Source organism: Staphylococcus sp. FW104-15G4D (assembly GCF_058790135.1).
Genome location: NZ_JBYTCH010000002.1, coordinates 123,798 through 142,280, shown reverse-complemented (window position 1 = coordinate 142,280; position 18,483 = coordinate 123,798). Strand labels below are relative to the sequence as shown.

The 18,483-nt window shown below is 33.8% G+C and carries 15 protein-coding genes, 1 pseudogene and 1 riboswitch; of the genes and pseudogenes, 12 read left to right on the top strand and 4 right to left on the bottom strand.

The features are described from left to right. Positions 1-42 precede the first annotated feature (42 nt). Positions 43-729 carry a ribose 5-phosphate isomerase A gene (locus AC3WQX_RS07120; RefSeq protein WP_023351260.1) on the top strand — a complete coding sequence of 229 codons (687 nt, stop codon included), beginning with the start codon at positions 43-45 and terminating at the stop codon, positions 727-729. A gap of 168 nt (positions 730-897) precedes the next feature. Here AC3WQX_RS07120 and sdpC read toward each other — a convergent pair whose 3' ends face one another. Continuing rightward, positions 898-1,974, bottom strand: a complete 1,077-nt coding sequence (gene sdpC / locus AC3WQX_RS07115) for a peptidoglycan release complex CPBP-like subunit SdpC (protein WP_193626854.1) — start codon at positions 1,972-1,974, stop codon at positions 898-900. 246 nt (positions 1,975-2,220) lie between these two features. On the opposite strand from sdpC, the gene hutG reads away from it, so the two are divergent. Next, positions 2,221-3,156 (top strand): formimidoylglutamase, encoded by a 936-nt coding sequence (gene hutG, locus AC3WQX_RS07110; RefSeq protein WP_492739982.1) that lies wholly within the window; start codon positions 2,221-2,223, stop codon positions 3,154-3,156. 119 nt (positions 3,157-3,275) lie between these two features. Here hutG and AC3WQX_RS07105 read toward each other — a convergent pair whose 3' ends face one another. Beyond that, on the bottom strand, positions 3,276-4,145 hold the full coding sequence (locus AC3WQX_RS07105; RefSeq protein ID WP_002432524.1) for a LysR family transcriptional regulator: 870 nt from the start codon (positions 4,143-4,145) through the stop codon (positions 3,276-3,278). Between the two features lie 269 nt (positions 4,146-4,414). Here AC3WQX_RS07105 and hutU point away from each other — a divergent pair, with 269 nt between their 5' ends. From hutU to AC3WQX_RS07065, 8 genes are all read left to right on the top strand, one after another. Further along, complete coding sequence (gene hutU, locus AC3WQX_RS07100) at positions 4,415-6,076, top strand: urocanate hydratase (RefSeq protein WP_213667921.1); 1,662 nt, start codon at positions 4,415-4,417, stop codon at positions 6,074-6,076. Further along, positions 6,076-7,311 (top strand): imidazolonepropionase, encoded by a 1,236-nt coding sequence (gene hutI, locus AC3WQX_RS07095; protein ID WP_193626856.1) that lies wholly within the window; start codon positions 6,076-6,078, stop codon positions 7,309-7,311. The genes hutU and hutI overlap by 1 nt, the downstream gene beginning before the upstream one ends. Before the next feature lie 227 nt (positions 7,312-7,538). After that, positions 7,539-8,717, top strand: coding sequence for a SulP family inorganic anion transporter (locus AC3WQX_RS07090; protein WP_193626857.1), 1,179 nt, complete (start codon positions 7,539-7,541; stop codon positions 8,715-8,717). A gap of 3 nt (positions 8,718-8,720) precedes the next feature. Then, a complete protein-coding gene (locus AC3WQX_RS07085; RefSeq protein ID WP_023351265.1) occupies positions 8,721-9,857 on the top strand; it encodes an amidohydrolase in 1,137 nt (378 codons plus the stop codon). A gap of 116 nt (positions 9,858-9,973) precedes the next feature. Continuing rightward, positions 9,974-10,855, top strand: a complete 882-nt coding sequence (locus AC3WQX_RS07080) for an SDR family oxidoreductase (protein ID WP_030063404.1) — start codon at positions 9,974-9,976, stop codon at positions 10,853-10,855. A gap of 189 nt (positions 10,856-11,044) precedes the next feature. Next, a complete protein-coding gene (locus AC3WQX_RS07075; protein WP_227489904.1) occupies positions 11,045-11,635 on the top strand; it encodes a hypothetical protein in 591 nt (196 codons plus the stop codon). Between the two features lie 71 nt (positions 11,636-11,706). Then, a riboswitch (SAM riboswitch) is annotated at positions 11,707-11,803 on the top strand. A gap of 195 nt (positions 11,804-11,998) precedes the next feature. After that, positions 11,999-13,300 carry a Na+/H+ antiporter NhaC family protein gene (locus tag AC3WQX_RS07070; RefSeq protein WP_002432627.1) on the top strand — a complete coding sequence of 434 codons (1,302 nt, stop codon included), beginning with the start codon at positions 11,999-12,001 and terminating at the stop codon, positions 13,298-13,300. Between the two features lie 127 nt (positions 13,301-13,427). Then, the gene (locus AC3WQX_RS07065) at positions 13,428-13,940 is read left to right on the top strand and encodes an SRPBCC family protein (RefSeq protein ID WP_002432851.1); all 513 of its coding nucleotides are present in this window, start codon (positions 13,428-13,430) and stop codon (positions 13,938-13,940) included. Between the two features lie 62 nt (positions 13,941-14,002). Here the strand turns inward: AC3WQX_RS07065 and AC3WQX_RS07060 are convergent, their stop codons facing one another. Beyond that, entirely contained in the window at positions 14,003-14,764 is a 762-nt protein-coding gene (locus AC3WQX_RS07060) for a MurR/RpiR family transcriptional regulator (RefSeq protein ID WP_002432676.1), read from the bottom strand. 212 nt (positions 14,765-14,976) lie between these two features. Here AC3WQX_RS07060 and AC3WQX_RS07055 point away from each other — a divergent pair, with 212 nt between their 5' ends. Next, positions 14,977-16,575, top strand: a complete 1,599-nt coding sequence (locus tag AC3WQX_RS07055) for an alpha-glucoside-specific PTS transporter subunit IIBC (protein WP_037550121.1) — start codon at positions 14,977-14,979, stop codon at positions 16,573-16,575. 103 nt (positions 16,576-16,678) lie between these two features. Here the strand turns inward: AC3WQX_RS07055 and AC3WQX_RS07050 are convergent. After that, positions 16,679-17,209: pseudogene (locus AC3WQX_RS07050) on the bottom strand (hypothetical protein). A gap of 260 nt (positions 17,210-17,469) precedes the next feature. Between AC3WQX_RS07050 and AC3WQX_RS07045 the strand changes: the two are divergent. After that, positions 17,470-18,384, top strand: a complete 915-nt coding sequence (locus tag AC3WQX_RS07045) for a bile acid:sodium symporter family protein (RefSeq protein ID WP_070597509.1) — start codon at positions 17,470-17,472, stop codon at positions 18,382-18,384. Positions 18,385-18,483 lie beyond the last annotated feature (99 nt).

Below are 18,483 nucleotides of genomic sequence, written 5' to 3'. Positions count from 1 at the left end.
AAATAATATTAAGGATTAAAGAGAAAAGGAGACTTTCGGCTAATGAAAGACGTAAAAGAACTTAAACTTATGACATTAGATGATGTAACGAGCCAAATAAAAGATGGTATGACACTCGGAATCGGTACAGGAAGTACTATTGAGTTGTTAGTACCTAAAATTGCTGAGTTGATTCATCAACATCATTACGAAATTACAGGCGTGTGCACATCAAATAAAACTGCTTTTCTTGCCAAGGAGTTAGATATAAACATTGTTGAAGTCAACGACGTAAAAAAAATTGATCTTGCTATAGATGGTGCAGATGAAGTTGATCCAAATCTCAACCTTATTAAAGGTGGGGGCGGTGCACTGTTCAGAGAAAAAGTGATTGATGAAATGGCTGAAAGGTTTGTTGTCATTGCCGATGAAAATAAAATCGTTGACTATTTAGGTCAAACGTTTGTTTTACCAGTTGAAGTTGATAAATTTAATTGGTATCAAGTTTCCAAAAAGATTGAGAGTATTAAGGGCGTAAAAGTGAATAGACGTGTGAATGAAGACGTTCCATTTACAACAGATAATGGAAATTATATATTAGATTGTAATTTACCAGAAGGCATTGATCCGTATGAAATGCATGAATTTTTGATTCATTTAACAGGAGTATTAGAAACAGGATATTTTCTCGATATGACTGATCAAGTGATTGTAGGTACCCAAAATGGCGTAAAAATCATGGATAAATAAATTGAGTTAAGATGATGAGATAAATTTTTGAAATGACTTACATAGGTGTATTGTCATCAATCCTGGTATCAAAATATGGTTTTGCAAATGAAATTTAGAATTTGAATAAACAAAATTAAAAGGCAACTTCTACTGAATTAATTTAGAAGTTGCCTTTAATATACTTAATTATTCTTTTTTAGTTGAATCACTCATGTCTTGTTCTTCAACTTGATTAATTTCTTTCTTTACATCGCTAACAACAGATGAATGACGATCTTCTGTATATTTAGCGCTGTCCTTTAAATCTGTATCACTCGTGTTTGAATGCTCTGAACTCGCTTCTGAATTATTATCTTCTTTATTAGCAACGCTATCATTTTCAAATTGATGATTTTTTGAATCATCATTTTTATGACTTTCAAAATCATCTTCTTCGGTGTGGTCTAAATAATTATTGGGTTGCACTTCATCTAAACTTTGTTTCGTTGTTTTGTAAGCAATGGCACGAATAATTAAACTGATAATGATAAACAATACGCCTACAATTGTAGTGGAAAGTGCAATCACTTTCATTGAGAAAAGATCACCAGTTTCTTCACTGAAAAGAAAAACTAAGGCGAATGTCATTGCTGCATGGAATATAGTCGCAATATAGATTGTACGTCCATGTGTTGCTCTGATTAATTCACCAATAATCATCGAGAACATAAATGTATATAAGAAATGGTAACCAGCATATTCAATACCATAAGTAGTGTTTGCGGTGAAGATTGAATAAATTACACCTACAATAATACTAGCAAAGAATGTGTTCATCTTAGATTCAAGAACACTTTGTAAGTATGAACGGAAACCAAATTCAGTAACAAACGCCATTAATAAATGGCCAATTAGAATTGTAATTAAAGATACTGATAAATCTGATGTTTGTAAAAGGATAAAACTGTCAGCAAAAGTATTGAAACAGAACATACCAATCATAAAAATGATAAGCGGTAAAATGAGTGCTAATAGGATACGTTCAATAACTTTTAGACTGAATGAAAATTTTAATCCGGCTAATTGTTCTTTTTTATACTTAAATACTAAAATACATACTAATGATGCAATAAATGGAGCTAAGTCTTTGATGTCAAAAACAAATCTTTTAACTCCAATGGACGCTTGGAAATCTCTAAGTATAATGGATAAGGCCATTGTAATAACAAAGAAGACAAAGACCATCATTGCCCATTGAAACCCAGAAATTCGAGAGTTTTTCATTTTTGTAACCTCCATTAGGTAACAGCCAAATTTCTTTTATTTACAATTATACATCTTACAAGCATATGTTTAAATTGTCTATTTTAATTATCATAAAAATGTAATAGTCCTGAAGTATTTTGTTAGATAATCGTAATTAATCAATTTTAATAGAGGGTATCACTTAACTACTAGCGTTGAATTCGATAACATCAATAGTTATACTTTAAATAGTTTATATAATAAATAAATTAAGGGGGAAATATCATGTATAGACTTGCGGAACCGGATTTATGGAAAGGTCGTTTAGATAGTGAAACAGATTCAAGACAATTTAGACATTTCCAAACTGTAAAATTTGGAGATTTAACTAAAGTTGAAAAAACTAATAACCCCAAAGGTGTAGGTATACTTGGATATGCTGTAGATAAAGGGGTTGAATTAAATAAAGGTCGTGTAGGTGCAAAAGAAGGACCTAATAAAATTAAACAAGCCTTTGCTGGATTGCCAGATTTAAATCAATGTGAAGAGCTCATTGATTACGGTAATGTAGAACATGATCATGATTCACTTATAGATACGCAACAAGAGTATGCTGAGCTTGCAGCGAAATCAATTCAAAATCATAAACAAACTTTCTTACTTGGTGGTGGACATGATATTGCTTATGCACAATATTTAGCCACGCGTAAAGTTTATCCAAATGAGTCTATCGGTGTTATAAATATTGATGCACATTTTGACACTCGTGACGAAGGTGAGTCTACGTCGGGTACTAGTTTTAGACAGATTCTAGATCAAGACGATAATGCTGATTACATGGTATTAGGTATTTCTCAAGGTGGTAATACTCAAGGTTTATTCGATTTTGCTAAAGAGAAGAATGTTCAATATGTGTACGCAGATGAGTTGCTACACCAAGTTTCTCCCCTGATTAAAGATATGATTGAACATTTTATACATGATCATGATGTCATCATGTTTACTGTGTGTATGGACGTTGTAGACAGTGCATTTGCGCCTGGTGTGAGTGCGCCTGCCGTTTTAGGTATCTATCCTCATACTGTATTTGAGCTAGCGAAACGTATTATTCCTAGTGAGAAAGTGGCTTCGATTAGTATAGCAGAGATGAATCCTGAGTATGATTTAGATAATCGTACTGCAAAACTAGTAGCAAACTTAGTTCATCATTTCTTAATTTAATACCTTTAAAAAATGGATTACTAATATTGAAAAAATAAATATTCATGATATACAACAGCCCAATTAGCGTCACAAAGATAATTTTAACGCTAATTGGGCTTTTTTTAATATAAGTTTATTTAAGTATCCCAATACGCTATACAAAGTTGTATTAAAGACATTACTTGTTCAGAATGCTTACGCTTATTTAAATAATTAATAAAAATCTTACGTCCTAAATTCGGGCGAATTTTAATACTATCCAAATCATTAGTAAAATTTGATTGATAATAAAAACGAGGTATCACTGCATAACCTAATCCTAAATGAACAAAGTTTGTTGCTGATTCAAAGCGATCGGCTTCTAAGACTATATTAGGGTGTTGATTCATACGATTGAAATAATCATCTAAATGGTCACGTACTTGTGAATTTTTGTTTGGCATTATTAGAGGAAGATGCTCAATAGTAATTGTCTTCTGATTTGGAAATTCATCCTTAGGCGTAATTAACACATAAGGTTCCTTATACAATGGAATAGATGCGATATCTTCATGAGTGATTTCTTCATTCGTTAGTGCAAAATGAACATCAAAATTAAGCAATTTGTCTATAGATGAATGACGGTCATGTACTTCGTACATACGATATTGTTGATTAGGATAATCATTATGATGTTGTTTTATCACTTTACCCATCCATTGACTTGTGGATTCTAACATTCCCATTTTAATTCTAGGTTCAGATGTAATATTTAAGTCATACATTTTTTCAACTGTGGAACGATATTCCTGTACGATATGTGTCGCATGCTTATAAAATTGAATGCCTTTTTCAGTGATTTTAATGTCTTTAGTTGTACGCATAAATAAGTCATAACCTAAATCAGCTTCCATCTTTTTAATTGTTGCTGTTAGCGAAGGTTGGCTTATATGAAGGAAATTAGCCGCTTTAGTAAAACTATTATATTTAACTATAGCTAAAAAATATTCAAGCTGAATAATCTTCAAGTGTGACACCCCTATTTATAGTTTTAAGTTATAAATAATTAGTTTATTTATATTTGTTGTCTATATCTTAGTACATTATACTATAAATGTAAGATATTTAAAGCAGTCTAAATGTTTGGAATTTGAATTATTTGAATATTTAATTAATTTTCTAATGGCATTAAAGCTTCTTAATTAATATTCGTTTAGAAGGGGGTTCATTTTTCAAATAGGGTTGCTGAGCTCATTTAAATAGGTTTGAATGATTATTCCAGATGGGAGAGATTAATATGAGAAAAATTCAAGCAAAAAAGGGTTTAGATATTGAGTGTAAAGGTTGGGAGCAAGAAGCGGTATTAAGAATGTTATATAACAACTTAGACCCAGAAGTTGCTGAACATCCTGAAGAATTAGTTGTTTACGGAGGTATTGGTAAGGCTGCTCGTAATTGGAAAGCGTTTGAAGCAATTGAAAACACTTTACGTGATCTTGAAGCAGATGAAACGATGTTAGTGCAATCTGGTAAACCAGTTGCCGTATTTAAAACGCATGAAGAAGCGCCACGTGTCTTAATATCAAACTCAGTTTTAGTTCCAGAATGGGCGAACTGGGATCACTTTAATGAACTAGATAAAAAAGGGTTAATCATGTATGGTCAAATGACCGCTGGAAGTTGGATTTATATAGGTTCACAAGGTATCGTTCAAGGAACTTATGAAACCTTCGCTGAATTAGCTAATCAAGAATATAAAAGTGATTTAACAGGAACAATTACTTTAACTGCAGGTTTAGGTGGTATGGGTGGGGCACAGCCACTTGCTGTAACTATGAATAACGGAGTCGCAATTTGTGTGGACGTTGATGAAACACGTGTTGATAAACGTGTAGAAACAAAATATTGTGATGTTAAATCTACGGATTTAGATGAAGCTCTAAAAATGGCTCAAGAGGCAAAAGACAAAGGTGAAGCTCTATCAATTGGTTTAGTTGGTAATGCAGTGGATATTCATAAAGTAATTTTAGATAAAGGTTTCAAAATTGATATCATTACAGACCAAACGAGTGCGCATGACCCATTAAATGGTTACGTGCCACAAGGCTATTCTGTTGAGGAAGCGAAGAAATTACGTCAAGAAGATCCAAAAAAATACGTAGAATTATCTGAAGCTTCAATGGCTAAGCACGTTGAGTTGATGTTGGAATTCCAAAAAATTGGTGCTGTAGCATTTGATTATGGTAATAATATTCGTCAAGTTGCATACAATAATGGTGTTGAAAATGCTTTCGACTTTCCAGGATTCGTACCAGCATATATCCGTCCACTCTTCTGTGAAGGTAAAGGACCTTTCCGATTCGCAGCATTAAGTGGTGATCCTAAAGATATCGAACGTGCTGATGAAGAAATGAGAAGATTATTCCCAGATAATGAAAAATTATTAAGATGGTTAGATTTAGCTGAAGAAAAAATTTCGTATCAAGGTTTACCATCAAGAATTGCATGGCTAGGTTATGGTGAACGTGCAAAGATGGGTCTAGCTTTAAACAAGCTTGTACGTGATGGAGAAATTTCAGCACCCATTGTTATAGGACGTGACCATTTAGACTCTGGTTCAGTAGCAAGTCCTAACCGCGAAACTGAAGGTATGCAAGATGGCAGTGATGCAGTTGGTGATTGGGCTGTACTCAACGCATTGATTAATACTGCAGCTGGTGGTTCTTGGATTTCATTCCATCATGGTGGCGGTGTAGGTATGGGTTATTCATTACACGCTGGCATGGTAGTAGTAGCAGATGGTTCAGAACGTGCTGATAGAAGATTAGGACGAGTTTTAACTACAGATCCGGGTATGGGAGTAGCGAGACACGTTGATGCAGGATATGACATCGCTATTAAAACGGCTAAAGATAAAGGTGTCCAAATTCCAATGATTGATGAAGCAGGTGATAAATAATGAATGATTTAATAATCCAAAATATTCAAGAATTAATTTTACCTAAATCTACTGACAAACCTTTAAAAGGGGGAGAGTTGGACGAATTAGAAGTTGTAGAGAATGGTACAGTTGTAATTAAAGATGGGAAAGTGGTTTACTCTGGATCTCATACAGATGACTATGAGGCTAAAGAGGTCATTGATGCTAGTGGTAGAGTGGTATCTCCTGCACTTGTAGATGCGCATACACACCTCATTTTTGGTGGCTCACGTGAACATGAAATGTCATTAAAACGCCAAGGGAAATCCTATTTAGAAATATTGGAATCTGGTGGAGGTATTCTTTCAACTGTAAAGTCTACTCGAGAAATTAGTGAGGAAGATCTTTTCAAAAAAGCAGAGCATGATTTACTAACAATGATTAAACATGGTGTGTTAACAGTAGAAAGTAAAAGTGGCTATGGTTTAGATAAAGAAAATGAATTAAAACAGTTAAGAGTATCGAACCGTTTAGCTGAAAAATATAACCTAAACATGAAACACACTTTCTTAGGGCCGCATGCAGTGCCTGAAGAAGCTGAATCTAATGAAGCGTTCTTAGAAGAAATGATTAAATTATTACCAGAAGTTAAAGAATATGCAGATTTTGCTGATATTTTTTGTGAAACTGGTGTATTCTCAGTTGAAGAATCTAAGCGATATATGGAAAAGGCTAAAGAAGCTGGATTTAAAGTTAAAATTCACGCTGATGAAATTGATCCATTAGGCGGATTAGAGTTGGCTATTGATGAAGGTGCAATTTCAGCTGACCATTTAGTTGCTTCTAGTGAAGAAGGTAAAGCTAAACTTAAAAATAGTGATACTGTGGCGGTATTATTACCAGCTACAACATTTTACTTAGATAAAAATGACTACGCAGATGCACGTGGTATGTTGAATAATGGTGGTGCGATTGCAGTAGCAACTGACTACAATCCAGGTAGTAGCGTAACAAATAATTTACAACTTGCGATGGCGATTGCTGCATTGAAATTAAAATTATCACCAAATGAAGTTTGGAATGCCGTGACAGTAAACGCAGCTAAAGCAATTGATGCTGATGCAGGTACGATTAATCAAGGGGACCAAGCAAATATTGTAATTTGGGATGCGCCAAACCATGAGTATATCCCATATCATTTCGGTATTAATCACGCTCAAAAAGTGATTAAAGATGGTAAAGTTATCGTGGATAATGAATTTAAGTTAGATTAAAGTAAATCAGTTACTTGTAAATGAGCTAGGCGGTTATGTTATCAAAAAGTGTTAAAGCGTTCGTTTATAGTCTTTAGCGAGTCCTTTGAGGGCTCGCCTTTTTATATTCAAACGAGAGGTTTATAATATAGTGAAAAAGTGAAAATAATGATTATACTTATATCGATATGAGAGGTTCAATAGTTTGAAATGAAGCCTCTAAAGCTTAGCAAAAAGGGGATGTATTAATGACCGAGTTGCATAAAATTGCTTATATAGAGGAATGGAAAGGTCATTATGGTCAAAATATTTTAGCAGGTATACTCATGGCATTAGCACTATTACCGGTCGCTATTGCTTTTTCTTTTATAGTACATATTAAGCCAACGTTAGGACTGATGAGTTGTGGTTTAATGATGTGTCTCATTTCTTTGTTCGGTAAAAGGTTAGCAATGGTTTCAGGACCAAGTAGTGGTATTTCTATCATAGGTGGGCCTTTAGTAGAACAATATGGGGTTCATTATTTGGCTCTTGCAACAATACTCATGGGAATGATTTTATTTATATATGGTTTATGCCATATTGATAAAATATTAAAACTCATACCTAATACTGTTGTGATGGGGTTTATGAACGCCTTGGGACTTCTATTATTGTGGACACAAATGAAGTATATATTTGGTATCTCAATAGCAACTTATGTGGTAAGTGCACTCACTTTTATAATTATTTTTATTTCATCTAGAACAATTAAAGTAATTCCGGCACCGCTGATTACTATTATCGTATTAACATTTGCGACATGGCTTATTCATCCGAATTTGCAATACGTACATGATAAGGCGGATATACACTTTTCAATGCCATCGATTCATATACCTCAAGAAATGTTTGAACTGAGTGCTTTCTTCATTGCTTTAAAATATGCTTTCACAATGTCCGTTATTTCAGTAATCCAAACCAACTTAACAAATGATATGATGAATATGATTTCACAACATCCAACTAATAAAGACAGAGAGATTGTAGGACAAGGGTTATCAAATATTATCGTTGGTTTATTCGGAGGATATGGTTCAAGCGGTTTAGTTGGACAATCGAAATTTAATTATCGTATGGGAGCAAGAACACGAGTAGCGACGCTCACTACCGGTATTTTCTTATTATTATGTGTGTTCGTCTTAGGACAACTCGTTGGTTTAATACCAATGGTGGTACTCGCTTCGGTACTCATTACTATTTCTTTGAATACCTTTGATAGACGCACTTTTCAACATATTAAAGGTGCACCAGTTAAACGTGGATTGGTTATGGGATTAACGATGATTTTAATTTTAATTACTAATAATTTAGCTATTGGAGTTATTGCAGGCACGTTATTTTACTACATTTTACGCTTATTTTTTAAAAAAGAAGGGACTGAATAGCTTATGCCAAATTATTCAGATTATGTTAATTGGAGACGTACATTTCATCAATTCCCAGAGCTTTCTGATAAAGAGTATGAAACTACAAAACGACTTAAACGTATACTTGAAAGTTTTGATATAACCATTTTAGATGTACCTTTAGAAACGGGTTTAGTGGCTGAAATAGGTAGAGGTGAACCGGTGATTGCAGTAAGAACTGATATTGATGCATTACCGATAAACGAACAAGTTGTGCACGAGTTTACATCTACAAATGAAGGAGTAATGCATGCATGTGGTCATGATATCCATATGGCAAGTATTTTAGGCGTAGCAACTCAACTTAAAGAGCTTGAAAACGAATTAAGTGGACGAGTGAGAATATTGTTTCAAGCTTCTGAAGAATTAGGTCATGGTGCAATTAAGTTAAGTGAAACTGGAGTACTTAAGAACGTTAAAGCAGTCTTAGGTTTTCATAATTATCCTTCACTAGACATTGGTGAATTCGCGATTAAAAGTGGTGTAATCACTTCCGCTGTAGATCGTTTTGAGTTTCATATTCAAGGAAAAGGTGCTCATGCAGCAAAACCAGAACAAGGAAATGACCCGGTCATTGTAGTAGGTCAACTGATTAACAGCCTACAATCTATTGTGAGTCGTAATTTATCAGCATTTGATAGTGCGGTCGTTACGATAGGGGAAGTGTCATGTGGGAATACATGGAATGTCATCGCTGATCAAGCTTATATTCAAGGTACTGTTCGTTCATTTGATTCTAAAAAACGTCAACTTATAAAGCAACGTATGAAAGAAATTTCAGATGGGTTATCTCTAGCATTTAATGTAGACATTAAATTCGAATATACACAATTACCGGGTGCTGTCGTAAATGATGAAACACTTACCCAACAAGCGATTGAAGCAGCTAAGGAAGTAGGTTACAACATTCAAATGATGGAAGAACCACTAACGATTGGTGAAGATTTCTCAGGTTATACGAAAGATTATCCTGGTGTCTTTGCTATCATTGGCTCAAATAGTGAATATGATTTGCATCATCCTAAATATGACCCAGATGAACGTATTTTAGAGAAAGTACCAACGTATTTTGTAACGCTCGTTAAAAAGTTATTGAATGGTAAATCTATACGGCAATAGTTGCCATGTAGCTATTTAAAGTGCTATTGAATTCATTTTCAGAGATAAAATGATGATTAAAATATACTTTATGATGGGTAAATAATATTAAATCTTAAATATGGAGATGATGAATGATGTCAGCACAAGATCCTAGAAATAAATTTAAAACGTCTGATTATGATCAACAAGAGCAAGAGTTACCAGGTCTACAATCGAAAATGACACCTCAACCTGATTGTGGTGAAACATCTTACAAAGGTCATGAGAGATTAAAAGGCTATAAGATGTTAGTGACTGGAGGAGATTCAGCAATTGGACGCGCAGCTGCAATCGCTTATGCTAAAGAAGGTGCAGATGTGGCTATTAACTATTTACCGAGTGAAGAAGAAGACGCACAAGAAGTAAAACAAGTGATTGAGGATGCTGGTCAGAAAGGTATTCTAATTCCTGGAGATTTAAGGGATGAACAGTTTAACTATGATATGGTAGAAACGGCTTATAATGAATTAGGCGGTTTAGATAATGTAACGTTAGTTGCCGGCCACCAACAATATCATGATGATATTCACGGATTTAATACTGAAGCTTTCGCAGAGACGTTTGAAACGAATGTATATCCAGTATTCTGGACAGTTCAAAAAGCGTTAGAATATTTAAAACCTGGCTCATCAATTACGACGACGTCTTCCGTTCAAGGATATAATCCGAGTCCAATTTTACATGATTACGCAGCTTCTAAAGCAGCAATTATTTCATTAACGAAAAGTTTCTCTGAAGAACTTGGTGCGAAAGGTATTCGAGTGAATTGTGTTGCTCCTGGGCCATTCTGGTCACCGCTTCAAATTACTGGAGGTCAACCTCAAAGTGCAATTCCTACATTTGGACAACAAACGCCACTGGGTCGTGCCGGTCAACCAGTTGAATTATCAGGTACTTACGTTTTACTTGCTTCAGAAGATTCAAGTTATACTACTGGCCAAGTCTTTGGTGTAACAGGTGGTACGCAAATCGACTAACAATTGATTTACTTTTAATATGTAAATTATATATTGATTATTTTAAGGTGATGGGGACTCGACTGAGTTCCCATTTTTTAGTGTGAGAGTAGAAAGTTTTCACCATATTAAATGGTGATTTGATAATAGTTGAAGCTTTCATGTAAGATGTATGTGATTGGTGAAATATAGAATAAAGGTGATTATAAAATGAAGAATTTTTTAATCAGATGGTTACCTAATATCTTAATTGCTTTAGCTTTACCGTCACTAATATTGTGCCATCATAATCTAATAGTAATATTAGCTATAGCTGTGATTATTTGTACATATATTTCTGCAGTTAATGTTTATTTAGTTAACGAGAATGTAAAAAAAGGTATAACTTGGTTTAATCCTGTGATTGATTATATTTTAGCAATTGTTTCTGCACTTGCTTATTTTGGAATGTTCAGTTGGGTTATTACACAACCTTTTTCAAATGTTACGATGCTACTAATCATTATTTGTTCTGGAAGTATTGCTTACGTCCTTGAAGTGAAGCTTAAAATTAGTGAAGCAAAAAATGGTAAATTTCTTCATGGCGACGAAATGAGTGAATATAAAATTGTATCGGTTAGAACTGAAAAAATTTTCAAAAGGGTATCTTTATGTTCAACAATTATAAGCATTTTACTCATATTTATAAGTCTTTATTTGAAATGGTGGATTGTTTTTGGTGTAGCTATTGTGTTATTGATTATTGTTGCTTTAGCAATCACGATTTATGAGAAATTTTTCACTACACAGATTGAAGAATAATTTTAAAATACAATAAACTTTATGTATTGACGTGTCTATAATTATCTTGTAACGTTAGACACAATTCGAATAACTTATCGAGAGAAGTGGAGGGACTGGCCCTAGGAAGCTTCGGCAACATTTTATCATGTGCCAATTCCAGTAACCGCTAAGGTTAGAAGATAAGCTGAAATGCTATGCCAACAGAGTATAAATGGTGAAATAACATATCTTTTAATCACTTGTTGGTATGAGTTGACTCTATTGATACACACTTGGGTTAGTTTTCAAATAAAGTCACTTACCGGAGCGGAATGAAGAAATGATTCATTGAGAATGAAATTTCTGTTTCGCTCCTATTTTTATGGAAAGTAGGTCAAATTTATGGAGAAAGTAAAGAAAGGTAACGCGTGGGCCCTGCTCCCATTACTCCTATTTGTATTACTCTTTTTAGGTGTAGGAATTATTTCAGGAGATTTTACAACTATGCCTTTAAATGTTGCAATTACAATAACAGTAATCGTTGCCTTACTTATGAATAGAAAAGAATCTTTTGCCAAGAAGGTAGAAGTATTTACTAAAGGTGCTGGACATTCGAACATTATCTTGATGATGTTAATTTTTATCTTGGCAGGTGCGTTTTCAACTACTGCTGAAAAAATGGGTGGTGTTACATCTACTGTTAATTTAGGTTTATCATTGATTCCTCAAAATTTAATCATTGTAGGCCTATTTGTTATTTGTATGTTCGTGTCTATTTCGATGGGGACATCAGTTGGGACTGTTGCAGCGATAGCCCCAGTAGGATTTGGATTCGCACAAGCAACACATGTGCCCGCAGCTTTAGCTATGGCTACGGTAGTCGGTGGTGCAATGTTTGGTGATAATCTGTCAATGATTTCGGACACTACCATTGCTGCAGTAAGAACTCAAAAGACTAAGATGAATGACAAGTTTAGAGTTAATTTTAAAATCGTTTTACCAGGTGCTATTTTAACGATTATAATTTTATTTTTCTTAACGAATGGTATTTCAATCGATCATGCCAAAAGTTATGATTATAACTTAATTAAAGTTATTCCATATTTATTAGTACTGATACTCGCACTTGTAGGTGTAAACGTCATCATTGTACTCATTGGTGGTACAGCCTTAGCAGGTTTAATAGGATTAATTGATGGTTCCTTTGGTTGGAAAGGACTTCTCAGTGCCGTATCTAAAGGTATAATTGGAATGGAAGATATTGCAATGATAGCATTACTGATTGGTGGCCTTGTAGGTATCATTCAACATAATGGTGGCATAGATTGGTTACTACAGTTTGTACGTGCTAGAGTTAAATCTAAACGTGGTGCAGAATTAGGTATTGCCAGTTTAGTAAGTGCCGCGGATATATCTACTGCTAATAATACAATTTCTATTATTATGGCAGGACCTTTAGCCAAGAATATTGCTGATGAGTATGATGTCGATCCGCGCAAGTCAGCTAGTATATTAGATATATTCGGAGGATGTTTCCAAGGGTTACTCCCATATAGTCCTCAAGTTATTTCAGCAGCTGGTGTTGCTGGTATTTCTCCATTCTTACTTGTTCCTTATAGTATCTATCCAATTTTATTAGGAATCTGTGGTTTAGTGGCTATTATTTTGAGAGTCCCTCGTTTAAAAGATAAACCTCAAAAATAAATATAAATTAAAAGGAAGCTACTCATTTAGATTTTAGCTTCCTTTTAACTTTTTCAGAGCTTTCAGAGTTTGTGACATAGCTTAAATACGTTAAAATAGAAATAAGAGTGAAAGTAGGTGAAAGAGAGTGGCAAAATATAATGTAGAGAATGAACACGTAGAAATCGACATCGAACGTTTACTAAAATTTACTCCAGAAGTTGTTTATGAAGCATGGACAAAAGTGGAGATTCTTAAACAATGGTTCATGACAACACCACGTACAAATAAGACTTTTGAAGCGGATGTCCAAGAAGGCGGTACATATCGTATAGTAGATAGTAGAAATGGGAAGCAAAATGTTATCGAAGGTAAATACGAAGAGCTTGTAATGGATGAATACATTAAAATGACAATAGGTATGCCTGGTTTAAGCGCCGAAGAGGATGTCATAGAAGTAGAATTCTTTGAACGTGAAAATGGTGGTACTCAAATGTTGTTTTACTACCGCTCATTAGTTGAAAAGGAAAGACGTTTAACTGCGTTGGAGTACAAACAGAAGAAGAAAGAATATCATGATTCAACTGCGCATGGTTTTGAATTAATGATTGATCAAATGCAACATATATTAGAAGAACTAGAAGAACAACAGCATAATTAAAAACAATCGCAAGCATTAAATGAGTAGCCCCTAGGTGTTACAAATAATGCTTGCGATTTTATTTATAATAATTCATTTTTTTCTTTACGTTCATTATATTTTCTTAAAAGTGTTTCAAAAAAGATATGGTAACTAATAAAGCTTGAATAATCGGTACCGTCATTTAAATAAAATGTATTACTTGAAACATATATATTATAGTTTGCTTGTTGAGCGAGTGAGTTATCTTTCATCGTTGTTACTGAGATAAAATATTTCTGTCTTAATTGAAGAAGCTGTGTAACTTCGGTCAATTGATATGTCTCGCCAGATAATGAAATAATAAAGAATAAATCCTCTGGAACAGTTTTATTTAACACCATTTTTAATTCATGAACATCATGTAGGATTATAATGTTTTTATGCATTGTAAGTAAAATACGTTGTGCTTCTTCAGCCACATTCATTTGAGCGCGTCCTGTTCCGTAAAGATAAATCGTAGTGGCTTCATGCATTTTATTCGTTAATAATTGATAATCAATGCGATCTAAATAACTAAAGGTATTTGCTATTTCTTGTTTAAATTGTTCCATTGAATCAGAAGGAAGCTGATTCTTTTTTTCATTTTCAAATTTCAAAAATGATTTAAAATCACTGTAGCCATCAAATCCTAGTTTACGTGTAAAACGGTGGATAGTGGCATTTGATGCATGCGTATGTACAGCTAAATCTTGAATTTTCATATTTTTACATTCTTCTATATGTGTATTAACATAACTTGCGATTTGTATATCATTATCATTCAATTTATCGAAATGAGTGTTCACACGTTCATCTAGTATCATTTAAGCACCTCATTGTTTTGCATGAAAAAATTTCCGTTCAATGAAAATATAATCTGATTATACAAAATAGTTTCAAAATGCGTCAACGTCGTTGTTATTATGTAAGCGTTTACTATATATTGAAATTAACTTATTTAGAGATACTAACACTTACTAATAAACATATAAGTAAATGATAGTGAGAAATAGATTGGGATGTGGAGGTTTTAATTATGAATGCTATCAAACGATTCGGTAGTGCGATGATCGTGCCAGTGTTGATGTTTGCTTTCTTTGGTATCGTACTTGGGTTTGCGACACTTTTCAAAAATCCAACAATCATGGGCGGTTTAGCAGATCAGCATACATTCTGGTTCAAATTCTGGTCAGTGATAGAGTCAGGCGGATGGGTCATCTTTAATCACATGGAAATCGTCTTTGTTGTGGGTTTACCTCTATCTTTAGCTAAAAAAGCACCTGGGCATGCAGCATTAGCCGCGTTGATGGGTTATTTAATGTTTAACACATTTATTAACGCGATTCTAACGCAATGGCCTCATACGTTTGGTGCTAACTTAAAGAAAGGCGTAGAAAACGTCACTGGATTAAAAGCTATAGCAGGGATAGAAACGTTAGATACAAATATTTTAGGGGCTATTATTATTTCAGGGATTATTACATGGATACATAATCGATACTATAGTAAAAGACTGCCAGAAATGTTAGGGGTTTTCCAAGGCCTCACATTTGTAGTTACCATTTCATTCTTTGTAATGTTACCTATTGCAGCAATAACATGTGTGGTTTGGCCAACAATTCAACATGGAATTGCATCAATACAGCATTTTATCATTGCTTCTGGATACGTTGGCGTGTGGTTATACCATTTCTTAGAACGCGTATTAATCCCTACAGGATTACATCACTTTATATACGCGCCAATTGAGGTAGGACCTGTGGTAGTAAATCACGGTTTAAAAGCAGAATGGTTACAGCATTTGAATCAATTTGCTGAAAGTAGTAAACCTTTAAAAGAACAATTCCATTATGGTTTTATGTTACAAGGCAATGGTAAAGTATTTGGATGTTTAGGAATTGCGCTTGCAATGTACTCGACAACACCGAAAGAAAATCGTAAGAAAGTGGCAGCACTACTCATACCTGCAACGCTAACAGCGATTGTTGCTGGTATTACTGAACCTCTTGAATTTACATTCTTATTTATTGCACCATATTTATTTGTGATCCATGCTATCTTGGCAGCTACAATGGATACTTTAATGTATGCTTTTGGTGTTGTAGGTAATATGGGAGGCGGTGTGCTAGATTTCTTAGCTACAAACTGGATCCCGTTAGGTAAAGATCACTGGATGACATATGTTGCTCAAGTAGTGATTGGTTTTATATTTGTGGGAATCTACTTCTTCCTATTTAGATTTTTAATTCTTAAATTTGATATACCACTTCCAGGTCGAAAAAAAGGAACAGAAGAAGTAAAACTATTTTCTAAACAAGATTATAAAGATAAGAAAGGTGGCACTGCTTCATCAGAACAACCAAAATCAACTGGGAACGAATATGATGACAAAGCAGCTTACTATTTAAAAGGCCTAGGTGGTAAAGAGAATATTAAAGACGTAACAAATTGTACAACTCGCCTACGTTTAACAGTGAATGATGAAAGTAAAGTTCAAGATAGTAGTTATTTTACACATAATCAAATGGCTCACGGTTTAGTGAAAAGTGGTAAAAGTGTGCAAGTTGTAGTCGGTATGTCTGTACCTCAAGTACGAGAAGCGTTTGAACATTTAGTTTACGAGGAAGAAAAGTAATTAAATATCACAATAAGCGTCTCAAGGAGAAAAAATTATATCTTCTTGAGATGTTTTATTGTCAAAAAAACCAGTGCTATTAACAACACTGGTCTTTAAATTATTATGAAATTCTAGCTTTATGAAGCATTTTGGCACGATAGCTTGCTGATAAAATATCTATATTACGTGTTGCAATTGTATGTAGCAATTGAGCGAATATCTCTGGAGAACATACGACACTTGCACAATTGTTATTCAATGTATAGTTTACATCGTGATGGTTAGCAAACATATTCATGATATCAATTACTTTGTCTTTAATGAAAGCATCTTGTAAACCATCGATAGCTAAATCAAAACGCTTGGCTGATTGATAGAGATGTTCTGAATCAAGAAGTTCATCGAAATGCTTAGGAGACAAAATTTGGTAAATAGATTAATTGTGGAAGCTCAAAAAGCTTATTAAATATGGTAACTGTTGCTTAGGTAAACTGACCTCAAGTGCAAACATGTTATTTTGTTTGAAAATCGAAAATTGAAATGACTCACAAAATTTTATTTCTTTACATAAATGAGTTAATTTTTTTCGCGTTGAGCGAGATTTCAAACCTGCAATATTGATAATGTAGGTTTCAAATTTATCAATCAACATGTTATGACCTCCCGTGAATTTGGCATATAACTGAAGCATACGATGTTCGTTTAAATAGATTGTACCACTCTTTTTTTATATAATCACTAAGACTTTTGCACGAAGTTAAAAACTTATTCTTTTGTAATCTTTTCTTTACAAAATATATAAATGTAAAAGTTATTTCGAGTTAAATAATAAGAAAATTCTGAAAATTATATTGAGTTTGTCTTTGTCTTGTGATAATATGTGAAATTATCGCATTTAGGGAAGTGTTCATTATGTTAAATAGAGTCAGTCAGTTTGCGACTAAAACGTTTTTATTTTGGATGTTGATTGCAGCAATTATAGGATTTGTTTTTCCGAAATCATTAGCGCACTTGGGAACATTAGTGCCATACCTTTTGGGTATCGTTATGTTAGGAATGGGAATGACAATTAATCCAAAAGATTTTAAGGTGGTATTTAAATCACCTAAACCGGTCATAATTGGGGTGATACTACAATTTACAATTATGCCTACATTGGCTTTTTTAATAGCAAAGATTTTTCATCTCCCACCTGAAATTGCAATAGGTGTAATATTAGTAGGATGCTGTCCAGGTGGGACATCAAGCAATGTTATGAGTTACTTAGCAAATGCTAATGTAGCTTTATCAGTAGCTATTACAAGTGTTTCCACATTGTTAGCGCCAATAGTGACTCCTGCATTGATTTATCTTTTTGCAAATGAATGGTTAAAGGTTTCATTTCTGAGTATGTTTTGGTCAGTGGTTCAAGTCGTTTTAATACCTATAGCAATTGGGTTTATTTTCCAAAGTATTACTAAAAAAGTTGCAGAGAAAACTGTGGCTATATTACCAAATGTTTCTGTAATAGCAATTTCGCTTATTCTTGCATCTGTTGTAGGTGGCAGTAAGGAACAAATTCTTAAAACTGGTTTACTTATATTTTTAGTTGTCATAGTGCATAATGTTCTAGGATATACTATCGGCTTTATTTTAGCACGTGTATTTAAACTTGAACGCCGTGATCAAAAAGCAGTATCAATTGAAGTAGGTATGCAAAATTCAGGTCTTGCAGTATCATTGGCAACTGTTCATTTTAGTCCTCTAGCAGCTGTGCCAGGTGCAGTATTTAGCTTTGTACATAATATTTCAGGTCCTATTCTTGCTAAATATTGGTCAAAACGCTAAAAATTACGTAAGGACTTTGATAATGCTTATGACTATCTCGTCACGATAGTCATTTTTTTATGTTAATATGGGAAATAAATAGCTACATTTACAAGGAGA

Bases quoted from the DNA above. Each gene is read 5' to 3' on its own strand.
- hutI (WP_193626856.1), top strand. From the start codon at position 6,076: ATGAATGATTTAATAATCCAAAATATTCAAGAATTAATTTTACCTAAA.
- hutG (WP_492739982.1), top strand. From the start codon at position 2,221: ATGTATAGACTTGCGGAACCGGATTTATGGAAAGGTCGTTTAGATAGT.
- AC3WQX_RS07075 (WP_227489904.1), top strand. From the start codon at position 11,045: ATGAAGAATTTTTTAATCAGATGGTTACCTAATATCTTAATTGCTTTA.
- AC3WQX_RS07055 (WP_037550121.1), top strand. From the start codon at position 14,977: ATGAATGCTATCAAACGATTCGGTAGTGCGATGATCGTGCCAGTGTTG.
- sdpC (WP_193626854.1), bottom strand. From the start codon at position 1,974: ATGAAAAACTCTCGAATTTCTGGGTTTCAATGGGCAATGATGGTCTTT.
- AC3WQX_RS07120 (WP_023351260.1), top strand. From the start codon at position 43: ATGAAAGACGTAAAAGAACTTAAACTTATGACATTAGATGATGTAACG.
- AC3WQX_RS07080 (WP_030063404.1), top strand. From the start codon at position 9,974: ATGTCAGCACAAGATCCTAGAAATAAATTTAAAACGTCTGATTATGAT.
- AC3WQX_RS07060 (WP_002432676.1), bottom strand. From the start codon at position 14,764: ATGATACTAGATGAACGTGTGAACACTCATTTCGATAAATTGAATGAT.
- AC3WQX_RS07070 (WP_002432627.1), top strand. From the start codon at position 11,999: ATGGAGAAAGTAAAGAAAGGTAACGCGTGGGCCCTGCTCCCATTACTC.
- hutU (WP_213667921.1), top strand. From the start codon at position 4,415: ATGAGAAAAATTCAAGCAAAAAAGGGTTTAGATATTGAGTGTAAAGGT.
- AC3WQX_RS07045 (WP_070597509.1), top strand. From the start codon at position 17,470: ATGTTAAATAGAGTCAGTCAGTTTGCGACTAAAACGTTTTTATTTTGG.
- AC3WQX_RS07090 (WP_193626857.1), top strand. From the start codon at position 7,539: ATGACCGAGTTGCATAAAATTGCTTATATAGAGGAATGGAAAGGTCAT.
- AC3WQX_RS07085 (WP_023351265.1), top strand. From the start codon at position 8,721: ATGCCAAATTATTCAGATTATGTTAATTGGAGACGTACATTTCATCAA.